At 72.4% G+C, this 22,612-nt stretch carries 14 protein-coding genes; 5 read left to right on the top strand and 9 right to left on the bottom strand.

Annotated elements, in window-relative coordinates; translation table 11 throughout:
- Positions 1-10: 10 nt before the first annotated feature.
- From J421_RS08385 to J421_RS08375, 3 genes are all read right to left on the bottom strand, one after another.
- A complete protein-coding gene (locus J421_RS08385; protein WP_025410732.1) occupies positions 11-1,078 on the bottom strand; it encodes a patatin-like phospholipase family protein in 1,068 nt (355 codons plus the stop codon).
- Between the two features lie 28 nt (positions 1,079-1,106).
- Entirely contained in the window at positions 1,107-3,416 is a 2,310-nt protein-coding gene (locus tag J421_RS08380; protein ID WP_025410731.1) for a protein kinase domain-containing protein, read from the bottom strand.
- A gap of 132 nt (positions 3,417-3,548) precedes the next feature.
- The gene (locus tag J421_RS08375; RefSeq protein WP_025410730.1) at positions 3,549-4,175 is read right to left on the bottom strand and encodes a PEP-CTERM sorting domain-containing protein; all 627 of its coding nucleotides are present in this window, start codon (positions 4,173-4,175) and stop codon (positions 3,549-3,551) included.
- Positions 4,176-4,299: 124 nt separating this feature from the next.
- On the opposite strand from J421_RS08375, the gene J421_RS34325 reads away from it, so the two are divergent.
- From J421_RS34325 to J421_RS08350, 5 genes are all read left to right on the top strand, one after another.
- On the top strand, positions 4,300-7,182 hold the full coding sequence (locus J421_RS34325) for a BTAD domain-containing putative transcriptional regulator (protein ID WP_025410729.1): 2,883 nt from the start codon (positions 4,300-4,302) through the stop codon (positions 7,180-7,182).
- Positions 7,183-7,493: 311 nt separating this feature from the next.
- Positions 7,494-9,098 carry a phosphoglycerate dehydrogenase gene (serA, locus tag J421_RS08365; protein WP_025410728.1) on the top strand — a complete coding sequence of 535 codons (1,605 nt, stop codon included), beginning with the start codon at positions 7,494-7,496 and terminating at the stop codon, positions 9,096-9,098.
- Positions 9,099-9,278: 180 nt separating this feature from the next.
- On the top strand, positions 9,279-10,676 hold the full coding sequence (locus J421_RS08360) for an FAD-binding oxidoreductase (RefSeq protein ID WP_025410727.1): 1,398 nt from the start codon (positions 9,279-9,281) through the stop codon (positions 10,674-10,676).
- Positions 10,673-11,332, top strand: a complete 660-nt coding sequence (locus tag J421_RS08355) for an HAD-IB family phosphatase (RefSeq protein ID WP_025410726.1) — start codon at positions 10,673-10,675, stop codon at positions 11,330-11,332. The genes J421_RS08360 and J421_RS08355 overlap by 4 nt, the downstream gene beginning before the upstream one ends.
- On the top strand, positions 11,329-12,456 hold the full coding sequence (locus tag J421_RS08350; protein ID WP_025410725.1) for a pyridoxal-phosphate-dependent aminotransferase family protein: 1,128 nt from the start codon (positions 11,329-11,331) through the stop codon (positions 12,454-12,456). The genes J421_RS08355 and J421_RS08350 overlap by 4 nt, the downstream gene beginning before the upstream one ends.
- A 95-nt stretch (positions 12,457-12,551) precedes the next feature.
- On the opposite strand, the gene J421_RS08345 is transcribed toward J421_RS08350, so the two are convergent.
- From J421_RS08345 to J421_RS08320, 6 genes are all read right to left on the bottom strand, one after another.
- Positions 12,552-13,907: a ThuA domain-containing protein gene (locus J421_RS08345; RefSeq protein WP_025410724.1), complete on the bottom strand. Its 1,356-nt coding sequence runs from the start codon at positions 13,905-13,907 to the stop codon at positions 12,552-12,554.
- Between the two features lie 10 nt (positions 13,908-13,917).
- Positions 13,918-15,012 carry an esterase gene (locus J421_RS08340; RefSeq protein WP_025410723.1) on the bottom strand — a complete coding sequence of 365 codons (1,095 nt, stop codon included), beginning with the start codon at positions 15,010-15,012 and terminating at the stop codon, positions 13,918-13,920.
- Positions 15,003-15,635 (bottom strand): Uma2 family endonuclease, encoded by a 633-nt coding sequence (locus tag J421_RS08335; RefSeq protein ID WP_025410722.1) that lies wholly within the window; start codon positions 15,633-15,635, stop codon positions 15,003-15,005. The genes J421_RS08340 and J421_RS08335 overlap by 10 nt, the downstream gene beginning before the upstream one ends.
- 70 nt (positions 15,636-15,705) lie before the next feature.
- Entirely contained in the window at positions 15,706-17,958 is a 2,253-nt protein-coding gene (locus J421_RS08330) for a glycoside hydrolase family 3 N-terminal domain-containing protein (protein ID WP_025410721.1), read from the bottom strand.
- 150 nt (positions 17,959-18,108) lie between these two features.
- Positions 18,109-19,602, bottom strand: a complete 1,494-nt coding sequence (locus J421_RS08325) for a glucoamylase family protein (protein WP_025410720.1) — start codon at positions 19,600-19,602, stop codon at positions 18,109-18,111.
- On the bottom strand, positions 19,602-22,538 hold the full coding sequence (locus J421_RS08320) for a TonB-dependent receptor (protein WP_025410719.1): 2,937 nt from the start codon (positions 22,536-22,538) through the stop codon (positions 19,602-19,604). Before J421_RS08320 ends, J421_RS08325 begins: the two co-directional genes overlap by 1 nt.
- Positions 22,539-22,612: the final 74 nt, after the last annotated feature.

The raw sequence follows: 22,612 nt of genomic DNA, 5'->3' as shown, positions 1-22,612 counted from the left end.
GACGCGCTGGCTACGCGGGCGTCGTCGCCGGTGGCGTGGCGGGCGCGGACGGGAGGTCTCCCCCGGGCACACCGGGGCTCGCCGTGCTCGCCGTGCTCGCCGTGCTCGCCGTGCTCGCCGCGCGCGCGGCGAGGAACGCCGTCGTCGCGCTGCGCCCGTTCGCGACGAGCGTCGCCGCCTGCTCCGGCGTGAGGTCGAACTGCGTGGTGCGCACGCCGGCGACGTCGATGAACACGCTGCGCGCGAGGTCGCTCGCGTCGAGGTGCAGCAGCGTCGACTCGTTCAGCAGGAAGCTCACGAGCGACGACATGTACGACGCGAAGTCCTGCACCTGCACCGGCGGGAGCTGCCACCCCGAGCGGAGCGCGGCGACCTCGGTCTGCGTGCCCATGCAGAAGCCGATCGTCTCGCCGTCGTCGGTCGCGGCCGGCAGCTGCGCGCTGTCCACGGGTTGGCGGCGCACGCCGTCGAACAGGTCGATCGGGTAGTTCCACGACACCGCGCCGTCGGCCCACCACGTCCCGTCCTGCTCCACCGCCGCGAAGAAGATCGGGATGCTCATCGACATGCGCACGGCGCGCCACACCGGGAGGTCGGGCGTCGTCGCCGCCGAGAGGACGCGCGCGCGCTGGCCGCACAGGTCGGTGGAGATGACGTACAGCTCGCGGAACGGCGCGCCGTGGTCGCCGACGAGCGCGTGCAGCGCGCCGAGCGTGAGGTCGGGACGCGGCGTGCCTAACAGTCGCCCCGTGACGGCGCCGATCTGCTGCTGGAGCCACGTCTCGATCGTCTCGCCCGGGTGGATGCCGAAGCCGCTCTGGAGCAGCCGGTCGGCGTCGCCGAGGATCCCGCCGTGCCCATCGCAGAACGAACTGAACGACGTGTGGGTGAGCGCGTCGGAGAGATCCGCGGCGGTGGCGCCGCACGCGACGAGCGCCGCGGTGATCGCGCCGGCGGACGTGCCGGCGACGCGGGTCACGGTCGCCAGCGCGCCGGCCTCCTCGAGCGCGCCGAGCACGCCGACATAGGCGATCCCTTTGACGCCGCCGCCCTGGAACACGAGGTTGCGCACCGGCATGTGGTCTCCGTGGGCCGACGGCCCGGCTTCAGGTCTCCCGCCTAACGCCAACCGTGCGCACGAGCGCCTCGAACCGCGGATGACCGCGCAGCGCGTCCCAGTAGTACTCGCGGTGCATGAGCATCATGTGCGGATCGCGGGCCGCCACCGAGCGCTCCAACCGCGCGAGCGTCGTCTCGTGATCGTCGAGCTCCACCGACGCGATGGCGAGCAGGTACTCGGCGATGTACTCGCTGGCGCCGCGCGCGGCGAGCCCGTCGCGGATCGCGCGCGCCTCGGCCTCGCGCCCCGCGCGCGCGAGGATGCGCGCGAGCGCCGCGGTGGGCGCGGGACTGCCCGACGCGGCCGCCGCCGCGCGCTCGGCGTGCGGCACCGCCGACGCGGCGTCGCCCAGCGCGTCGAGCTGGTAGGCGACCCACAGGTTCGCGAGGATGTGCCCCGGCTCGCGCCGCACCACGGGGAGCAGCACCTCGAGCGCCTCCGCGTGCCGTCCCGCGTAGCGGAGCGCGTCGCCGAGGTCCGTCTTCGCCGCGTTCGACAGCGGGTCGAGCGACGCGGAGCGTGCGGCCGTGTCGATCGCCGCCTCGTGCTGTCCGCCGGCGACGCGTACGTACGTCATCACCGAGTAGCCCAAGGGCAGCCCCGGGGCGGCGTCGATCGCCTGCTGCGCGACCCGCTCCGCCGCCGCCCAGTCCCACTCGTACCAGAGCGCCATGATCGCGCGCGCCGCGAGCGCGACGGCGTCCTTGTGGTCGAGCGAGAGCGCGCGGTCGGCCGCCTCGCGCACCTTCGCGAACGCGATCGTCGCGGGCGCGATGTACCACAGCCCGAGCCACGTGTAGACGTGCGCGAGCCCCGCGTGCGCGACCGACAGCCCCGGGTCGAGCGCCGCCGCGCGCTCGAAGCTCGCGATCGACGCGCCGAGGTTCGTGCTCCGCTGGTCGAGGTGCAGCCGGCCGCGCAGGTACTCCTCGTACGCCTCCACGCTCGCCGGGCCGGCGGGTCGGCCGCCCGTCACGCGCACCATGGGCAGCGACGCGCCGCGGAGCCGGGTGCCTAACGTGTCGGCGATGGCGCGCGCGATCTCGTCCTGGACCGCGAAGATGTCGACGATCTCCCGGTCGTAGCGCTCGCTCCACAGGTGCAGCCCGTCGGTCGCGCTCACGAGCTGCGTCGACACGCGCACGCGCGGGCCGGCGCGGCGCACGCTCCCCTCCAGCACCGTGCGCACGCCGAGCTGCTCGGCCATCACGCGCAGGTCCACCATGCGTCCCTTGAACGCGAAGCACGACGTGCGCGCGGCCACCCGGAGGCCGCGCACGCGCGCGAGCGCGCTCATGATCTCCTCGCTGATCCCGTCGGCGAAGAACTCGTCCTCGCGGTTCGGGCTCATGTTCGCGAACGGCAGCACCGCGACCGACGGCGCCTCCACGTCGACGCCCGGCAGCTGGAACTCCGCCGACGTCATCGTGCCGGTGATCGACAGGACGTCGAGCGCCTGCACGAGGTCGTCCGCGGCCAGCGGACGCTGCTCGGGCGACTTCTCCAGGCATCGCTCGACGAGACCGGCGAGCGACGGCGGCAGGTCGGGGCGCAGGTCGAGCAGCGGCGGCGGCGGCTCCACGAGGTGTGCGCGAATCAGCTCGTGCATCGTGCGCCGTTCGGCGAACGGGTGGCGCCCGGCCAGCATCTCGTAGGTGAACACGCCCCACGCGTAGATGTCCGACCGGTGGTCGACCGCCGGATCGCCCGCGCACTGCTCGGGGCTCATGTAGGCCGGCGTTCCCACCGACGTGCCGTCGCGGGTGAGCGTGGAGCTCGACCCGAACGCGTTCGTCCGCGCGCGGTCGACGGCCTTCGCGATGCCGAAGTCGGTGACGACCGCGGTGCCGCCGGAGATGAGGATGTTCTCCGGCTTGATGTCGCGGTGCACCACCCCGTGCCGGTGTGCGAACGCGAGCGCGCGGGCGACGTCGCGGGCGATGTTCACCGCCTCGCCGAGCGGCAGCCCGACGCCACCGAGGCGGTCGCGCAGCGTACGTCCCTCGACGTACGGCATGGTGTAGTACGTGAGCCCGTCGGCGCCGCCGGTCGTGAGCAGCGGGACGATGTTCGCCTGCTGCAGCGAGGCGGCGACCCGGATCTCACGCGCGAACCGCTCGGCGGTCATCTCCTCGGCCAGCTCCGGGGCGAGCACCTTCACCACGACCCGACGGCCTAACGCGCGCTCCTCGGCGAGGAAGACGCGCGACATGCCGCCGCCGCCCAGCTCACGCTCGATGGCGTACGCGGGTTCGAGCGCGCGCTGGAGCCGCTCGAGCAGAACGGCACTGGCCATCGGGGGGGATCGGCGCCGGGAGGGGTGACCTGCGAGGTGCCGAAGGTAACCCGGCGCGTCGACGCCCGTCCAGCGCGGCACCCCGGGAGCGTCGCGTGGCGCACCCCGGGATGCCGCCGGTCGTGCGGGCGCCTAACGCCTCGCGACCGCCCTCGCGCCGAGCGCGAGGAGCCCCGTGGCGAGCAGCGCGAGCGTCGCCGGCTCGGGGGTGGTGGTCGGCGGGCCGGCACCGGGTCCGGCCGCGGCGACGCTCAGGTCGTCGATGAAGTTCGAGCCGATGGGGCTGAACCCGTCGATCTCGAACCAGGTGCTCGTCGACGTCGCGGTGCCGTGCACGGTGAACAGCTGCCAGGTGCTGTTCGTGAGCTGCTGATCGAACAGCGTGGTGCCGCCGAAAAGGATGCGCAGGCCGTTCGGGTTGTTCGGGATCGGGCCGTTCGGGCCGAAGTTCATGGCCCAGAACGACACGTCGTAGCTCTGGCCGACCGTCGTCGCGATCGTCTGCCCGAACTGCTGGTAGTTCGGCGGCCCCGGATAGTTGAACGGGTACACCGACGGCATCTCGGCCGCGTAGAGCCCACTGTGCGCGAACGGCGTGAACGAGCGCGGCGGCATGTGGTTGGTCGGGCTCGTCCACCCATCGAGGTTCCCGATCTCGAAGCCGGGGTTGTAGAGCAGGTTCTGCGCGTGGGCGGCGCGCGGCGCGGACAGGGCGACGACGACGGCGGCTACGGCGAAACGTGGCACGGTCGAACGCATGGGACCTCCGGGAATCGTGTGGCGTCGGCGAACGCCGCACGCTCGCGTTGGGCGGTCACCGCGCGGTCACCCGTCGGTCACCGGCGCGATTGCCGCGTTTTCCGGCCGACTGCATGTTGGCCGCGTGGTCCGCATCCAGCTCCTCGGCGGCGCCGCCGTTCACGTGGACGGCCGGCCGGCGACGGGGGCCGCCGCCCAACCGCGGCGGCTCGCCCTGCTCGCCGTCATCGCCTGTGCGGGCGACGCGGGCATCCGCCGCGAGCGGCTCGTCGCGCTGTTCTGGCCCGACGCCGACGAGGAGCACGGCCGCGCCGCGCTGAAGCAGGCGCTCTACGCGCTGCGCCGCGACCTCGGCGACGAGTCGATCCTCGTCGGACAGCAGGTGCTGCGGCTCGACGCCGAGCGCGTGACGAGCGACGTGGCGGAGCTACGTGCGGCGCTCGCCGCGGGACGACCGGAGCGCGCGGCGGAGCTCTACAGCGGCCCTCTGCTCGACGGCTTCCGCGTCCCCGGCGTCCCGGAGTTCGAGCGCTGGCTGGACGACGAGCGGCGCGCGCTGGCTCGCGTGCACGCCGAGGCGCTCGACCGGCTCGCCGCCGAGGCCACCCAGCGCGGCGACGCGGCGGGCGCGGTGCGCTGGTGGCGTGCGCTCGCCGCGCAAGATCCGCTGAGCGCGCGCGCCGCGCTGGGGCTCATGGAATCGCTCGCCGCCGCAGGCGACGTCGGCGCGGCGCTGCGCCACGCGCGCGTGCACGCGACGCTGCTCGCGCAGGAGCTCGACCTCCCGCCCGACCCGCGCGTGCTCGCGCTCGAGACGCGGCTGCGCGCGTCGGCCGCGGAGCCGCGGCGCGATCTGCCGGTGCCGGAGACGGTAGCGGTGCCTAACGGGTCGGCGCCGACCGCGCCGCGCGTGGCACTCGTGGCGCCGGGCTTCGCGGGTCACCGCCGGTGGCGGACGATCGCGGCGGTCGGCGTCGCGCTGCTCGGCACGATCGCGGCGGGGACGCGAGTGCTTCTGCACTCGGCGGGCAGCGCGCCGCCGGTGCTCGCGGTCGGCCGTGTGACGGCGTTCCGCGGCGACTCGGCGACGACCGCCACCGCGGCGCCGCTCGCCGACATGCTCGCCACGAACCTCGCGCGCGCGCCCGGGCTGCGCGTCATCAGCCCCGCGCGCATGTACGCGCTGCTCGACGGCGGCGCGACGAGTCCGGCCGCGCTGTCGGACGCGGCGCGGCGGGCCGGCGCGACGGAGCTCGTGGAGGGCACGCTCACCGCATCGACCGGCGGCACGCTCCGCCTCGACCTGCGGCGCGTCGATCTCGCGAGCGGCCGCATCGTCGCGGCGGGCAGCGTCACGGGGCACGACCCGTTCGCGCTCGTCGACAGCGGTACCGCGCGCATCGTCGGCGCGTACGGGCGCGCGGCGAGCATCGGCTCGGTGGCCGACGCGACGACACGCTCCGTCGTGGCGTACCGGCTCTACGCGGAGGGAGTGAAGCGCGGCTATCACGATGGCGACTTGCCGGGTGCCGCGCACTTGCTCGCCGCCGCCGTGCGCGAGGATTCCACGTTCGCCATGGCGGCGTGGTACGCGGCGTTGCTCTCTCGCGACCCGCCCGCCCAGCGTGCAGCGCTGATCGCCCGCGCGAACCGTCTTGCCGAGCACGCGAGCGAGCGCGAGCGGCTCGTCATTCGCGCGAGCTGGGCGCGGTGGACGGCGTCGCCCACGCTGTACGCGTTCGCCGAGTCGCTGCTCACGCGCTACCCGGACGAGGTGGAGGGGCACTTTTTCATGGGGCTCGCGCTCCGCACGCGCGACGAGTACGCGGCGGCGCTTCCCCACCTGGAGCGCGCGGTAGCGATGGATTCCGCGCACGTGGGCGACACGGAGCATCCCGGCTGCGTCGCGTGCGAGGCGATCCTCGAGATCGCGAACACGCACCTCGTGATGGACTCGCTCGACGCCGCCGAGCGGGCGGTGCGGCGCTGGATCCGGCTCGACCCCCGGTCGGCGCGCGCGTGGCGACACCTCTCGCTGATCCTCGACGCGGAAGGTCAGAGCGAGGGCGCGCTCGAGGCGCGGCGCACGGGCGCCACGCTGGATCCGCCGAGCGCGATGGAGGAGGCGGACTTCCTCGCCGATCACTGGCTGCGGCTGCGCCAGTACACGCGCGCCGACGCGCTGCTCGAGCAGGAGCTGCAGGCCGGCAACGGTCAGCAGGTGGCGTCGGCGCTGTGGTGGCTCGCGATCTCGCAGCGACAGCAGGGGCGCGTGGCCGACGCGCTGCGCACCGCCCGACGACTGCGCGCGACGGCACCGGTGCCTAACGCGGGCGTGCCGGGCGAGGCGCTGCTCGAGGCGCAGCTGCTGCTCGACGCCGGGCGGTATCGCGAGAGCGCGGCCCTGTTCGACTCTGTGGGGCACGTCGCGGGGCCGGCCGGCGCGGCGTCGGAGTACGCGCGCAACCGAGCGTGGATGCTCGCGCACGCCGCCGACGCGCTCGCCGAGGCGGGCGACACCGCGGGCCTCGCGCGGCTGGTCGACTCGGTGGCGGCGTGGGGGCGGCAGAGTCTACTCGGCCGTGACCAGCGCATGCACCACCACGTACGTGGACTGCTGCTCGCGGCGCGCGGCGACGACGCGGGCGCGGTGGCCGAGCTGCGGGCGGCGATGCGGTCGCCGAACCTGGGCTACTCGCGCACGAACTACGCGCTCGCGCGCGCCCTGCTGCGCCTCGGCCGCCCGCTCGACGCGGTGCGCGCGCTGCGGCCGCTGTTCCACGGCCCGGTGGACAACTCCAACGTGTACGTGTCGCGCACGGAGGTGCACGCGCTGCTCGCGCGGGCGTGGTCGGCGGCGGGGAACGCGGACAGCGCGGCGGCGCACCGGCGGATCGTGACGGAGGACTGGGCGCACGCGGACGCGGATTACGTGCGGCGGGTGGAGGGGGGGCGCGATAATACGGCGGGACGCCTCACCGCGGGACGATCGACGGCGGGACGTTAGACCGCGGGACGTTAGACCGCGGGACGTTAGACGGCGGGACATCTACGGCGGGACGTCTACGGCGGGACGTCTACGGCGGGGGCGGGATCGTAGTTACCAGGGGGGGCTCCCCCCCTTCGCCCATAGTCCCACGCTCGCGACCAGGCAGCGGTACCGATCCGACGCACCGCGGATCCCACGCGACGCTGCCGGTCCCCGCCGTGAGGCGTCCCGCCGTGAGGCGTCCCGCCGCGAGGCGTCCCGATTGGCCCCACCCCCCCACCCCGCATATCCTTCCCGGGTCCCTTCTCCGGTCACCCGCGCCCCCCGCAATGCCCTTCCGCGTGCTCGTCACCGACGACGTCGACCGCGACGGCGTCGCGCTCCTCGAGGCCGAACCCCAGCTCAGCGTCGACGAGGTGCCGACGCTCCCGAAGGAGGAGCTGCTCGAGCGCATCGGCGACTACGACGCCATCGTGGGACGGAGCGCCACGAAGATCTCGGCCGAGCTGCTCCGGCGAGCGAAACGGCTCCGTGTGGTGGGGCGGGCCGGCGTCGGCGTCGACAACGTGGCGATGGACGTGGCCACCGAGCTCGGCATCGCCGTCATCAACGCCCCGGCGGGGAACACGATCGCGGTGGCGGAGCTCGTGTTCGGCGTGCTCATCTCGCTCATCCGCCACCTGCCGCGCGCCGTGGAGTCGATGCGCGCCGGCCGGTGGGACCGCTCGTCGCTGCTCGGCACCGAGCTGCTCGGCAAGACGATCGGCATCGTCGGGCTCGGACGCATCGGGAGCGAGGTGGCGGCGCGGGCACACGCGTTCGGGATGCAGGTGCACGCGTTCGACCCGTACGTCGCCGACGCACGATTCACCACGCTGCGTGTGCACCGCGCCGCGACGCTCGACGCGCTGCTCGACGAGGCGGACATCGTCACCGTGCACACGCCGCTCACCGACGAGACGACCGGACTCATCGGCCGGCGCGAGCTCGCGCGGCTGCGCCCGGGCGGCATCGTGGCGAACCTCGCGCGCGGCGGCATCGTCGACGACGGGGCGCTCGCCGCGGCGCTGGAGAGCGGCCACGTGAAGGGCGCCGCGCTCGACGTGTACGTGGCCGAGCCGCTCGCCGCCGACAGCGCGCTGCGCAAGCTGCCCAACGTCATCCTCACGCCGCACATCGGGGCGTCGACGGCGGAGGCGCAGCGCAACGTCGCGGTGGACGCGTGCGCGGCGGTGCGCGACGCGTTGCTCAGCAACGAGCTCGGTCGGTCGATGAACGTCGCGGCGGTGGACGGGCAGTGGCGCGAGCTGCAGCCGGCGATGCTCGTCACGCGGCGCGCCGCGGCGGTGGCGCGCGCGCTGCTCGCCGACATGGGGATGCGCGCGCCGCAGCGCCTCACGCTCCGCTGCGGCGCGTCGCTCGCCGGCGGGCAACAGGCGCTGCTCAGCGCCGCGGCGTTAGGCGCGATCGAAGGGACGGCGGAGGCGGAGCGGCTCAACATGATCAACGCGCGCGCGCTGGCCGAGGCGCGCGGCCTGGAGCTGGTCGTCGGCGAGAGCGCGGCGCTGCCGCCGTTAGGCGTCGAGGTGTCGCTGCGCGGCGCGATGCAGGAGCTGGCGGTCGCGGGGATCACGTCGGCCGAAGGCGCGCCGCGGCTCACGCGCATCGGCGGGTTCCGCGTCGACGTGAACCCGCGCCAGACGCTGATCGTGCTCACGAACCGCGACGTCCCCGGCGTCATCGGCCGCGTCGGCACGCTGCTCGGCGACGCGGGCGTGAACATCGCCGAGTACCACCAGGCGCGGCTGGCGCAGGGGGGCGAGGCGCTCGCCGTCGTCTCGGTCGACGGACGCGTGGACGCCGGCGTGCGACAGCGGCTCTGCGATCTGCCGGACGTGCAGAGCGCGTCGGTGGTGCAGTTCCGGGAAGCGTGACGCCGGTGACAGGATGGACGAGAGGATCGACAGGAACGTCAGCCTCTTCTTTCGACGGGATGCACAGGACGGACAGGATGAACACCAACAACAAGTTCTCTCGTGTTGGTTGTCATCCTGTCCGTCCTGTTCATCCTGTCGAAGAAAACGCACAGCCCCGTTCATCCTGTCGACGCGCCGATGCCTGACACGGATCGTCTCGTCACGACCGACCTCGACGTCCGCACCGCGTTCGCCGCCGACGCCTCCGGGCTCTACCTCGTCCCCGAGGCGGTCGCGCGCCCGACGTCCGCCGCGGAGGTCGTGGAGATCCTGAAGGACGCGTCGAGCACGCGCACGCCAGTGACGCCCGCGGGCGCGCAGACGAGCTACGTCGGCGGGTCGATCACCGATCGCGGCCTCGTGCTCTCGCTGCGCGCGCTCGACCGTGTGCTCGACGTCGACCCGACGGCGCGCGTCGTGCGCGCGGAGCCCGGCGCGCTGCTCGGCGACGTGAAGCGCGCCGCCGCGGCGCACGGGCTGCTCCTCGCGCCCGACCCGACGAGCGAGGAGGAGTCGAGCGTGGGCGGCGCGATCGTGTGTAACTCCTCGGGCGCGCGGTCGTTGAAGTACGGCGCCACGCGGCCGCACGTCGCGGCGCTCACCGTCGCGCTGGCCGACGGGCGCGTGATCGAGGTGCGGCGCCCCGCGCTCGAGAAGAACACCGCCGGCCCGCCGTTCGTGCAGGACCCGGTGGACTGGTTCGTCGGCAGCGAGGGCACGCTGGGCGTCGTGCTCGCCGCCGAGCTGCGCCTGCTCCCGCTGCCGACGACGGTCACCGGGCTCGGCGTGCCGTTCCGCACCGCGAAGGACGCGCTCGCGTTCATCGCCGCGGCGCGCGCGGCGCGCGACCACGGCGACGCCGGCGTGCAGCCGCGGTGCCTCGAGTATCTCGACGCGAAGGCGTTCCGGATCGCGCGCGAGTTCGTCGGCGGCACGTGGGCGCAGGACGCCTCGGCGTACGCGTACGTGGAGGAGGAAGCGTTCGACGACGGCGCGGTGGATCTCGACGCGTGGCTCGCGCTCGCCGAGGGACACGGCGCGCTCGGCGACGACATCCAGGTGTTCGAGGGCGAGCAGAACCTGCGCGAGGCGCGCCGCATGCGCCACGCGGTGCCGGCCACGCTGAACGAGCGCGCCGTGAAGTACCGCGCCGCGGGCGGCCGCAAGGTCTCCACCGACTGGGCGGTGCCGTATCCGCGGCTGCACGAGGCGCTCGTCGCCAGCGACGAGATCGCGGCGGCGCACGGCGTGGAGATCGCCGCCACGTTCGGCCACGCCGGCAACGGCCACCCGCACCAGCACTACCACGCGCGCGACGCCGAGGAGCTGGTGCGCATGGAGCACGCGGTGGAGGCGACGCTCCGCCACGTCGTGACGATGGGCGGCACGGTGTCCGCCGAGCACGGGATCGGCAAGGTGAAGCGACAGTGGCTCGCCATGCAGCTCGGCGACACGCAGCTCGCAGTGATGCGCGCCGTGAAGCGCGAGCTCGATCCGTTAGGCATCCTGTCGCCCGGCAACGTCTTCGCGCCGTGACGCCGCGCTACCGCACGATCATCCTCGACGTCGACTCGACGCTCGCCGCGCTCGAGGGCATCGACTGGCTCGCCGCCCAGCGCGGTCCGGACGTCGTGGCGCGCGTCGCCGCGCTCACCGATCGCGCGATGCAGGGGGAGATCGCGCTGGAGAGCGTCTACGGCGAGCGGCTCGCGCTCGTGCGTCCGGGACGCGCGGAGCTCGCGGCGCTGGCCGACGCGTACGTGGGCGCCGTCGTCCCCGGTGCGGCGGACGCGATCGCGCGGCTGCGCGCCGCCGGCGTGCGCGTCGCGCTCGTGAGCGGTGGAATTCGACAGTCGATCATCCCGCTCGCGCGTAGCTTGGGTCTCGCGCCGCAGGACGTGCACGCCGTGGACGTCGTCGTCGACATGGGCGGCCAGTACTTCGCCTTCGACGCCGGCTCGCCGCTCGCCACGCAGTCCGGCAAGCGCGACGTCGCGACCGCGCTCCTCACCGACGGCGGGCTCCCCCGCCCCGCGCTCGCCGTCGGCGACGGCGCCACCGATCTCGCCATGCGCCCGGCCGTCGACGCGTTCGCCGCGTTCACCGGCGTCGTGCGGCGCGAGCCGGTGGTGCGCGGCGCCGACCTCGAGATCGCGTCCTTCGACCAGCTCCTGGAGACCGTCCTCGCATGACCGCGCCGCCGCCGATGGACTTTCCCGCGCCGGGCACGTTCTTCCTCCCCGGCCCGACGGAGGTGCGCCCCGAGGTGCTCGCCGCGATGACGCGGCCGATGATCTCCCACCGCAGCAAGGTCTTCGAGGGGATGTTCGCGCGCATCCAGGACGGACTGCGCGCCGTGTTCCTCACGGAGCGGCCGGTGTTCGTGAGCACCTCGTCGGCGACGGGGTTCATGGAGGGCGCCGTGCGCTGCGCCCCGGACGGACCGATCCTCGCCGTCGTCGGCGGTGCGTTCGGCGAGCGGTTCGCGCACATCGGCCGCAACTGCGAGCGCGACGTGGACGTGCTCGAGGTGCCGCTGGGGCGCGGCGCCGATCCCGACGACGTGGCCCGAGCGTTAGGCAGGCGCCGCTACGCCGCCGTCACGGTGGTCCACTCCGAGTCGTCCACCGGCGCGCTCACCGACATACGCGCCGTCGCGGCCGCCGCGACCCAGCACGGTGCGCAGTGCCTCGTCGACAGCGTCACGGGCGCCGCCGGCGCGGAGCTGCGCGTGGACGAGTGGGGACTCGGCTTCGCGCTCACCGGCTCGCAGAAGGCGCTCGCGCTCCCGCCGGGCCTCGCGTTCGGCGTCGCGTCGGCGGAGTTCATCGGCCATGCGGCGCACGCGCGCGGCCGCGGCATGTACTTCGACCTCGCGGAGTTCGAGGAGTTCGCGAAGAAGAACCAGACGCCGAACACACCCGCGCTGCCGCTGCTCTACGCGCTCGACGCGCAGCTCGCGCGCGTGCGCGAGGAGACGATCGCGGCGCGGTGGGCGCGCCACCGCGCGATGGCCGAGGCGACCCACCGCTGGGCGGCGTCGCTCGGCGAGCGCCTGCCGGGCGTCGGCATCCTCGCGCCGGAAGGCGAGCGCTCGCCCACCGTGAGCGCGGTCACGCTGCCCGACGGCATCACCGGCGACGACGTCGTGAAGGGCGCGAAGGCGCGCGGCTTCACCGTCGGCGGCGGCTACGGCCCGCTCAAGGGACGCACGTTCCGCGTCGGCCACATGGGCGACCACACCGTCGACGGCGTCCAGCGCTGCCTCGACGCGTGCGCCGAGGTGCTGGCGGAGCGATCGGGGCTGAAGCACTGAACCGCAGAGGACGCAGAGGACGCAGAGGAAAACCAACAAGAAAGAATTGTTGTTGTTCTCCTCTGCGTCCTCTGCGTCCTCTGCGGTTCGAGCTCTTACATGGACCGCCCCGGCGTGAAGTCCGCCGGCACTGTCCCCGCCGCGATGCGCAGCCCTTGCAGCAGGTGCTGCAGGAAATCGGGGCGGTGCCACACGTCGCCGAAGTGGCCGTGCACCGTCGCGAACACGCGCCCCTGGCCGTGCCGTCGCACCCACGACGTGGGGTGGTCGGCGCGCGCCGCGGCGGACGTCGGCGTGATCCGCGCCATGTTGGCCTCGCCGGCCGACGCCTTGTCGAGCGACAACAGCACGTGGCTCGTGGCGCGCGGGCTCGTGTCGAGGACGTAGATCTCGTCGCGGATCCAGAGCGGGTCGGCGAAGTGGCGCGTCGCCCCGTTCGCGCGGTCCTCGACCACGACGTGCACGGGCTCCACCCAGGGGTGCATCTCGAACAGCCCGCCGCCCACCAGCTCGCGGTACGTCGCCGAGCCGTAGCCCGCATCGAGCGCGGAGTGCACGAGGACGAGTCCCTTGCCCCCGCGCACGAACGCGTCGAGCGCCGCCATCTGGTCGGCCGAAAGCGGATCCTTCACGCCCTTCGCGCGCACCGCCGCGAGCGCCGCCGCGGTCGTGTCGGCGGGCGCCGCGCGGAGCGTCGCGTTGTCGAGGAACAGGATGTCGTAGCGCGCGAGGTTCGCGGCGGTGATCGCGCCGGCGGTGTCGGAGAAGTCGAAACGGAACTCCGTCGTGCGCGCGAGCTCCGGCAGCACCTCGCGGGACGCGTCGATCGCCTCGGTGTGCCGGAAGCCGTGCGTCGCGGTGACGACGAGCACGCGCACCGGCTTCGCCGAACCAGGCACCGTGAACGCGTCGCCTAACGTCTCGGGCCCGGCAGCGAGCGACGTCAGGCGCGCATTCCGATACGTCACGGCGGGCGTCGTGTCGGAGCCCTGCAGCCCCACGAGCCCCGCGCGCGCGCGCGTGCCGAAGTAGTCGTTCACCAGCTCCCCGTTCAGGAAGACGCGGTAGCGCTGTCCGGCGACCTCGATGCGATAGTGGTTCCACTCGCCGGCCGGCCGCGTGGCGAGATGCGTGGGCGCGGCGACGCCGTCGATCGCGCCGGTCATGCGCTGGAAGCGCTCGTACGGTCCACCCGGCGGCGCGTCGCGGATCGGCACGCGATAGCCGGCGTCGGGGCGTGCGCTGTCGGCGCGCAGCAGCACGCCCGCACTGGTGGCCGGCGCGTCGACCTTGAAGTCGACGTCGAGCGCGAAGTCGCGCGACGGCGGCGTGAGCCACGACACGCTGCGCCCGGTGAGCCGCATCTCGCTGCGGTCCGTCGCCGTCGCCCCATTGCGCCCCGCGCACGCCGCGACCAGCAGCAGGCTGCCTAACGTCGTCCACCGTTGCATGTCCGGATCCTCAGCGGAAGAGCTGCGGCGCGAACTCGTACAGGTAGGCGCGCCAGTTGGGCCACGTGTGCCCGCCCTCGCTCTCCTTGTACGTGTAGCGCACGTGGTTGCGATCGAACGCGGCGAGCGTCGCCTTCGTCGTCGGCAGGATGAAGTCCTCCTTCCCCGTCGCGAGCCAGAGCAGCTTGAGACGGTTGATGCGCGGGTCGCTCATCGCGCCCTGGTACGCCTTCGCCACGGAATCGGCGCCGCCCGGGCCGAGGAAGCCGGAGCTGAACACGCCGACGTACGCGTACCTGTCGAGGTTCGGCAGCGCGATGGCGAGCGTGTGGCCGCCGCCCATCGACAGTCCGGCGATGGCGCGGGCGTCGCGCCCCGGCAGCACGCGGAAGTTCCGCTCGACGTACGGCACGATCTCCTGCGCGAACGACTCGGGGTACGGATCGCGGGTGCCCGGCGCGCGCGACACGCTGCCGTTCGGCATCACGACGATCATCGGCTTCGCCTTCCCCGCCGCGATGAGGTTGTCGAGGATGAAGTTCGCGCGCCCCGCCATGAGCCACGACCGGTCGTCGTCGCCCGCGCCGTGCAGCAGGTAGAACACCGGGTACCGCGCACCGCTCGTCGCGTAGCCCGGCGGCGTGTAGATCTGCATGCGCCGCGGCATGCCCAACACGGTCGACCGGTACCACACGGTCGCCACCTGCCCGTGCGGCACGTCGCGCTCGGCGAAGAAGTCGCTCGCCGCGCCCGGCACCTCGAGCAGGCTGCGCACGGTGCTCAGGTTGAGGCGCGTGGCGTTGTTGCGCGGGTCGGCGACCGGCACGCCGTCGACGTCGTACCAGTAGATGTAGAGATCCGCCGGCACGGTGTCGGTCGCGCTCCACACGCCCTGCTCGTTCCTCACGAGCTTCTGGTTCGCGAACGGCGCCGGGCCCTCGGTGCGCAGCGAGACCTCCGTCGCCTTCGGCGCGTAGAGCTGGAACGTGACGACGCCGTTCTCGCCGACGACGGGGGACTTCAGCGTGTCGCCGGGGGTGCGCGGGGGACGGGGCTGCGCGAGCGCGGGCGCGGACGCGAGAAGGAGGAGAGCGGTCAGTCGCATGTGGCGTAGTCGGGAGGGATCTCGTACAGCGCGCGCAGGGGCGGACGCGGCGGCACGTCGACGTGCTCGTACACGTCACGCACCGCGAGCGTGCAACCGATGGACGGCAGCTCGACCGACGCCTGGAGATCGTCGACGGCGAGGTACCCCCATTCCGTGCTCGCGTCGGCGCGCCTGAACCGTTCGACGTGTCGATAGTCCTGCGCGATCAGCACGTACTCGCGCATCGAGCGGATGCGCGCGTAATGCTCGAACTTCCGTCCGCGGTCGTAACGCTCCGTCGACGACGAGAGGACCTCCACGATCGTGGACGGGTTCAGCAGGATCGCCGACTTGGCGTCCTTGAACCGGGGCTCGCCGCAGAGCGCCGAGGCATCGGGATACGTGAACAACCCGGTCTCCGACACGAGCACCTTCACGTCCATGTTGAAGACGCGGCACGAACGGCCGCGGAGCTGGTTCGCCAGCAGGACGTGGACGTTCATCGTGATCTGCGCGTGATTCAGGCTCGAGCCCGTCATCGCGTAGATGCGCCCGTCGAAGTACTCGTGCTTCTCCAGCGCCGCGTCCTCCAGCGCCAGGTATTCCTCCGGCGTGTAGTACCGCTCTTCCGGGCTCTCCATCGGGTCTCGTCCCTTCGCGGTGGATGCCCCTAGCATACGCTCGGCTCCGCCCCACCCGCCAGCGACACGCTCAGTGGTACCGCGGCGGCGCCGGCGCGAGGAACACCACGTCGCCGGTGAGCGTGAAGCGCGCCTCGTTCGTCGCCGCCGAGCTCCCGCCCACCCACACGGTGAACGTCCCCGGCTCGACGACGCGTCGCAGATCCACGTCGAGCATCGCCATGGCCTCGCGGTTCAGCACGAAGCGCAGGTGCCGTGTCTCGCCCGGCTGGATCGTGAGCCGCCGGAAGCCGCGCAGCTCGCGCACCGGGCGCGCCGTGGTCGCGACGTCGTCGCGCAGGTACAGCTGTGCGACCTCGTCACCGGCGCGGCGGCCGGTGTTCGTCACGTCGACCTCCACGACGACGCTGTCGCCCGCGCGCACGCTGGTCGCCGAGAGGCGCGGCACGCTGTAGCGGAACGTCGTGTAGCTCAACCCGTGCCCGAACACGAACTGCGGCGTCCACGGGATGTCGAGGTACTTCGACGTGTAGTGGTTGCTCTCCTCCGGCGGCCGCCCGGTGTTCTTGTGGTCGTAGTACATCGGGAGCTGCCCCGTGGCGCGCGGGAAGGTGCTCGGCAGTCGCCCCGCCGGGTTGTAGTCGCCGAACAGCACGTCGGCGAGCGCGTGGCCGTGCTCCACGCCGAGGAACCACGACTCCACGAGCGCGGGCACGCTGTCGGCGAGCCACGGCACGGCGAGCGGACGGCCATTCATGAGCACCGCGACCACCGGCTTGCGCGTGCCGCGCGCCGCGCGCACGACCGCCTTCGCGAGCAGGAGCTGCTCGCCCGGCAGCTCGATCGACGACCGCACCGACGCCTCGCCGGTCATGTCCGCGCGCTCGCCGAGCACGAGGACCACCGCGTCCGCGGCACGCGCGGCGCGAACCGCCGCCGTGATCCCATCCGTGTTCGGCGTGTCGACCGGCACGCCGCGCACGTACGTCACGCGCGACGCGCCCACCACCTCACGGATCGCGGCGAGCGGCGTCACGACGTCCTCGGCCCGGCCCGCGCCGTTCCATGAGCCTAACGGCGCGTTGCGGTCGTCGGCCAGCGGCCCGATGACGGCGACCGTGCCGCGCTTCGCGAGCGGCAGCGCGTCGCGGTCGTTCTTCAGGAGCACGATCGCCTCGCGCCCCACCTCGCGCGCCGCGCGGCGGTTCTCGGCGGTGAGTATCGCCGTGCGCTCGCGCGTCGTGTCGCTGTGCTTGTACGGGTCGGCGAACAGCCCGAACGCGGCCTTCGCGCGCAGCACGCGGTGCGCGGCCGAGTCGACCGCGGCCATCGGCACGGTGCCGGCGCGCACCGCCGCCGCGAGATCCGTCTGGTAGACGTAGTCGGACATGTCGACGTCGACGCCGGCGTTCATCGCGCGCGTGGCCGCCTCCGCCTTCGTGGCCGCGACGCCGTGCGGCATGAGCTGCTCGATGCCCGCCCAGTCGCTCACCACGAGCCCCCGGAACCCCCACTGCCCGCGCAGCACCTCGCTCAGCAGCCAGCGACTCGCGTGCGCGGGTGTGCCGCCGATGTCGTTGAACGACGACATGATCGTCGCCGCGCCGGCCCGCACTGCGGCCTCGTATGGCGGGAGGTACGTCTCCCACAGCGTGCGCTCGGACAGCTCCGCGGTGTCGTAGTCGCGCCCGCCCTCCGCCGCGCCGTACGCCGCGAAGTGCTTCACCGTCGCCAGGAGCGTCGTGTTGGGCGGCCCGTTCTGGAAGCCGCGCACGCGCGCCGCCGCCATCACCGAGCCGAGGAACGGATCCTCCCCCGACCCCTCGACGATGCGCCCCCACCGCGCGTCGCGCGCGATGTCCACCATCGGCGCGAACGTCCAGTGGATGCCGAACGCCGATGCCTCCACGGCGGCGACGCGCGCCGAGCGCTCCACCGCCGTCGGATCCCACGTCGCCGCCTCGCCCAACGGCACGGGAAAGATCGTGCGCCACCCATGGATGACGTCCATCGCGAACAGCAGCGGCACGTGCAGCCGCGACTCGTTCACCGCGATGCGCTGCAGCTTCCGCGTCTCCGCCGCGCCCCACAGGCTGAGGAACGAGCCGATCTTCCCCTCGCGGATCCCCTGCTCGCCGCCGGCGGGCGCCGCGGGGCCGGTCTGGTTCCACTGCCCCGGCGCCTGCACGAGCTGGCCGATCTTCTCGTCGAGCGTCATGAGCTTCAGGACGCTGTCGGCGATGCGCGACGCTCGGTCGGTCGGCTGCGCACCCAGGGTCGTCGTTAGGCAGGCGAGTGCGAGGAAGGTTTTGATCCTGGGCACGGGAGTGGTCCTTTGGCGAGTGTCGACGTGGCGGGCGCGGCTCCACGTACGTGTCCTTGCAGGACTGAAGGAGGACTGAAGAGGGACTGTCCTCCTTCAGTCCTTCTTCAGTCCTATGGAAACTCGTACGTGGAGCCATGTCGAGCGCGCTCAACACCGGCCCGCCAGCCAGCCGCCGGTGAATCCCGCCCGACAGAGCCCGCGCACGATGTACGGGTCCTTCCGCATCAGCCGCCACACGAAATCGGAGCGCCAGTTCTCCACCATCGCGAGGATCGGCCCCTGGTCGATGCCGAGGTGGTCGACGTCGACCCACCCCTTGCCGGGTACGAGCCGCCCCTGCGTGAAGCGCGGCCCCGGCTCGCGCAGCGTCGGGTTGAACGCGTCGACGAAGCCATAGCGGCCGAACACGTCGTCGCCGTAGCGGCGGCGCATCGCGAGCAGCGACGGGATGGTGACCTCCGGCGCGAACGGCACCGCGCCGCCGATCGCCGTCGGCGCGATCGTGCCGTCGTCGTTGATCTCGTCGGCGCCCGCGCCGCGCGCCCAGTACGTGTGGAACGTGCGCGTGCGGCCGTCGAGCATGAACGTCGAGTCGAGTGGCCCGTCGCTCGCCGTGAGCCCCCACACGTCGGCCGAGTAGTCGCGCCAGCCGTTCGGGTTCGCGATCGCGTAGGCACGCTGCGACAGTGCCGCGCGCCGCGAGTTCTCGAAGTAGTCGATGCCCTTGCCGCGCATGTACGCGTCGCGGATGCCGCGGAAATCGATGAACAGCTGCGAGTACTGGTGGCCGAACAGCGGCGCGAACTGCACGAACTCCTGGCCGTGGAACGTGTCCCACCTGTACGTCGCGGTCCACGCGGTCCACGCGCTCGGATCCACGGGATGCGTCGGCGAGCCGAACGCGAGTGCGTAGAGCAGCATCGCCTCCGTGTAGCCGAACCAGTTCGTCCGGATGAAGCCCTGCGCGTCGTGATCGCCGAGCCCCGGCTCCGGATGCCACCCCATGCTCACGAGCGGGCGCCCGTTCTCCGCCCACCGCCAGTCCACGCGCTGGTAGATCGAGTCCGCGAGCGCGCGCACCTCCGACTCGGCCGCGTCGCCGCGGTCGAAGTATTCGCGGCACACGAGGACGCCGCCGAGCAGCAGCGCCGTGTCGATCGTGGAGAGCTCGACGCGCTGGAAGCGCAGGCCGGTCTCCATGTCGAGGAAGTGGTAGAAGAAGCCGCGGTATCCCGTGACACCCGTCGGCGCGTCCCCCTGCGGCGCGGTCCAGAAGAATCGCAGCGTGGTGAGCGCGCGGTCGCGGGCCGCCTCGCGCGTCACCCACCCGCGCTCCACGCCGATGGTGTACGCGGTGAGCGCGAACCCCACCGCGGCGACGCTGGAGAACGACTTCGTCGGCCAGCGATCCGGGGTGAGCCCGTTGCGCGGGTTCGTCGTCTCCCAGAACCAGTCGAACGTCCGCCGCGACAGCGTGTCGAGGAACGACGACTCGGTCGCGTTAGGCACGTACGCGGGTGCCGACGATGTCGCCGACGGTGGCGCCGCCGTCGGCGGAACCGTCGGCGCGCATCCAGCGAGGGCGACGGCGACGAGCGCGAGGCGCGGCGCCGCACGCCACCTCGGCCCGTGGCCGCGCATCAGAAGTCGACCTGGGCGCCCAGCTGCAGCCGGCGGCCGTCGGCGATCACGCAGCCGGGCTTACCGAAGTCCGGATTCGCCTTCCGCGCGCCGTTGTCGTTCGTGAACGCCGTGTCGTTGAAGCAGCCGAAATTGTCGTAGTTGAACGCGTTGAACAGATCCGCCGTGATCCCCACGCGCTGGCCACGGCTGATCAGGTCCTTGCGCAGGCGGAGGTCGACGTTGCGGTAGGCGAACGCGTTCGGGATGAGGAAGCCGAACTTCTCCGGCTCCGCACCACCGCGATTGAACACCGGCTGCGGCCCCGAGAAGTCCTGCGCCGCGAACCGACCGCCGCTGCCGAGCGTGATGAGCGTGCTCGCCTGGATCCCCCACGCCCACGGCACGTCGACGAGGCCGTTCATCACGACGTGGTGCCGCTCGCTGCCCGGGATCTCGTGGCGCCCGAAGCCGAACGCCGACAGCCGCGGGAAGCTGAACAGGTCCACTCCCTCGCTCTCCGCCTTCGCCAGCGTGTACGCGAGACCGGCGCCCCACCCGTACCCCCGCTCGATGCGACGGTACGGACGGTCCACCTGCACGAACAGCGCGTTGTACCACGAGTGCACGGTGTTGTTGGCCACGAGCACGTTGCGGTACGCCGGGATGTTCTTGTTGGTGCAGCAGCCCCCGTCGGGGTTCAACCCGAAGTTGGCCCACTCGAACGACAGCCCGTTGTAGCTGCGCGTGCCGGTGTACGTCAGCGCCGCGTTCACGCTCCCGAAGTCGTGCCGCACGCCCACGTTGAACTGGTTGGAGCGCGGCGGCTTGAGGTCGTTGGGGAGGAGGAACACCTCGGTGGGGGGCGCGTTGCCGCTCTGCAGCGCGGAGAGCAACCCGGCGCGGCTGAAGTACTTCTGGTCCCACGCCAGCACGTGCTGCGCGGGGTTCGCCGTCGCCGCGAACTGGAACTCGTAATTGGGGTGCTGCCGGGTGAACGTCTCGTCGATCAGCGAGTTGAACGTCTGCCGGTCGTAGAACACGCCGACGCCGCCGAACAGGATCGTGCGCTGGCTCTTGTCGACGGCATACGAGAGGCCGAAGCGCGGCTGCACGGCGCCGTAGAAGTTCTTCCGGTCGCTGCCGCCAGTCACGTAGCGCGACACGTCGAACTTCAGCGGCAGCGAGTCGCGGTAGGCGAACAGCGAGTCGCGCACCGGCTGCGGCGTGACGTAGTCGGTGTTGAACATCTTCGTCTCGTAGTCCCAGCGCACGCCGACGTTGAGCGTGAGTCGCGGCGTCGGCGACCAGTCGTCCTGCGCGTAGAGGCCGAGCTGCGCGTTGTTCGTCTTCAGCCGCGGGTCGCCCGCGCCGATCAGCGCACGCACCGGGAATGCGTTGTTGTTCGACGCGCTGAACGTGAACACGGGGTTCTCGTTCAGCTGCTTGTTGATGTCGTACGTCACCCGATCGACGTTCCCGCCGAACTTGAACGCGTGCGAGCCGCCGGACTTGAAGCCCGTGTACGTGAAGTCGTCGCGCAGCGAGAGGCGCCCCTGCCGCAGATCCTGCCGCGTGTCGGCCCCGCCGAGCCGGTTGCCGCCGTCGTACGCCAGACCGACGGTGGTGAAGTCGAGCGGGTCGGGGTTGTAGCGGTACAGCTGGTAGCTGAGCTGCGCCTCGTTCACGTGCTCGGAGCCGTAGAGCGACTGCTTCACCCGCCCGGTGGCGACGGTGTTCTTGAAGTTCTCCCCCGCCGAGTAGGCGCGCTGCACCTCACCGAACTGCCCGCCGAATCGACGCTTGTCCGTCTCGGCGCGCAGATCGCCGGTGAACTCCCACTGCTGCTGCTGCGACGGGCTGTAGGTGAGCTTCGCGAAGCCGAGGTGGGAGCGGAACGGCGACGTGTTGGTCTGTCCGTTCAGCGCGGTCACGCTCGCCGGCAGCTGCGCGGCGTTCCCCTGCGCGCGGAATCGCCCCTGCCGGTTCTGGATGTTCCCCTCGTACGAGCCGAAGAAGAACAGCTTGTCCTCGACGATCGGCCCGCCCGCGCTCAGCCCGAGCAAGTAGCGCGAGTAGTCGGGCCGCGTGTACGTCCCCGCCTTCTGCGCCGTCGCGCGGGCGGCGCGAGAGAACGTGTCGAGCGCCACGAAGCTCTGGTTCTGCACGTTCACGAACGCGTTCCCGCTCCACGTGTTCGTGCCGCTCTTCGTGACCGCGGTGATGATCGCGCTCGACGCCTTCTGGTACTCCGCCTTGAAGTTCGCCGTCGTGATGCGGAACTCCTGCACCGCGTTGCGCGGGAACGGATTGCCCCGGCTCGCATCCTGTCCCGCGACGCCGCCGTTGATGATGTCGTTCTTGTAGCTCGCGCCGTCGATGAAGACGTTGATGTTCTGCGCGGGCAGCGCGCCCGCCTGGAACGTCTTGCCCGCGCCGTCCACGCGGTCGGGGGCGACCGTGACGCCGGGCGCGAGCGCGGCGAGGTCGAGGAAGTTGCGGCTGGGCGTCGGCAGATCGTTGATCTGCTGCTGCGTCACGTTCGTCGCGACCTCGGACGTCTTCCGCTCGGCGGCGGGCGCGGTGGCCGTCACCTGCACGGCGGTGAGCTGCGTCGCCACCTCGCCGAGCGCGAGGTCGATGTCCTGCGTCTGGCCAACGAGCACGCGCACGGCGCGCACCTGCGGCGTGTAGCCGACGCGGCGCGCGGTGAGCTCGTAGGCGCCGGGGCGCAACCCGCCAAGGGTGTACGCGCCGGCGGCGTTGGTGAGCGTGCCGCGGAGCTGGTTCGTCTCCACCTGTCGCGCCGTGACCTGTACCTCGGGCACCGGCGCGCCGGCGGCGGTGCGCACGTAGCCGCGGACCGTGCCCGTGGACGTCTGTGCGCCAACGTACGCGAGCGGCAGAACGGCGAACGCGAGACCGAGCAGCGTCGCGACGACTCTGGTGCGTTGCATGATGCGCTCCGTGCGTCGTGAAGAAGAACGGCGACCGTGACCCTCTCTCTGGGTCACGGTCGCCGCAATGTTCA

It is taken from the genome of Gemmatirosa kalamazoonensis (assembly GCF_000522985.1).
GTDB lineage: Bacteria > Gemmatimonadota > Gemmatimonadetes > Gemmatimonadales > Gemmatimonadaceae > Gemmatirosa > Gemmatirosa kalamazoonensis.
Note: the sequence above shows the minus strand (reverse complement) of the source record. Positions and strands in the feature narration are given on the sequence as shown.

Coding starts and splice junctions, on each gene's coding strand:
- J421_RS08335 (WP_025410722.1), bottom strand. CDS start 15,635: ATGGAGAGCCCGGAAGAGCGGTACTACACGCCGGAGGAATACCTGGCG.
- J421_RS08350 (WP_025410725.1), top strand. CDS start 11,329: ATGACCGCGCCGCCGCCGATGGACTTTCCCGCGCCGGGCACGTTCTTC.
- J421_RS08375 (WP_025410730.1), bottom strand. CDS start 4,175: ATGCGTTCGACCGTGCCACGTTTCGCCGTAGCCGCCGTCGTCGTCGCC.
- J421_RS08385 (WP_025410732.1), bottom strand. CDS start 1,078: ATGCCGGTGCGCAACCTCGTGTTCCAGGGCGGCGGCGTCAAAGGGATC.
- J421_RS08340 (WP_025410723.1), bottom strand. CDS start 15,012: ATGCGACTGACCGCTCTCCTCCTTCTCGCGTCCGCGCCCGCGCTCGCG.
- J421_RS08345 (WP_025410724.1), bottom strand. CDS start 13,907: ATGCAACGGTGGACGACGTTAGGCAGCCTGCTGCTGGTCGCGGCGTGC.
- J421_RS08325 (WP_025410720.1), bottom strand. CDS start 19,602: ATGCGCGGCCACGGGCCGAGGTGGCGTGCGGCGCCGCGCCTCGCGCTC.
- serA (WP_025410728.1), top strand. CDS start 7,494: ATGCCCTTCCGCGTGCTCGTCACCGACGACGTCGACCGCGACGGCGTC.
- J421_RS08320 (WP_025410719.1), bottom strand. CDS start 22,538: ATGCAACGCACCAGAGTCGTCGCGACGCTGCTCGGTCTCGCGTTCGCC.
- J421_RS08360 (WP_025410727.1), top strand. CDS start 9,279: ATGCCTGACACGGATCGTCTCGTCACGACCGACCTCGACGTCCGCACC.
- J421_RS08380 (WP_025410731.1), bottom strand. CDS start 3,416: ATGGCCAGTGCCGTTCTGCTCGAGCGGCTCCAGCGCGCGCTCGAACCC.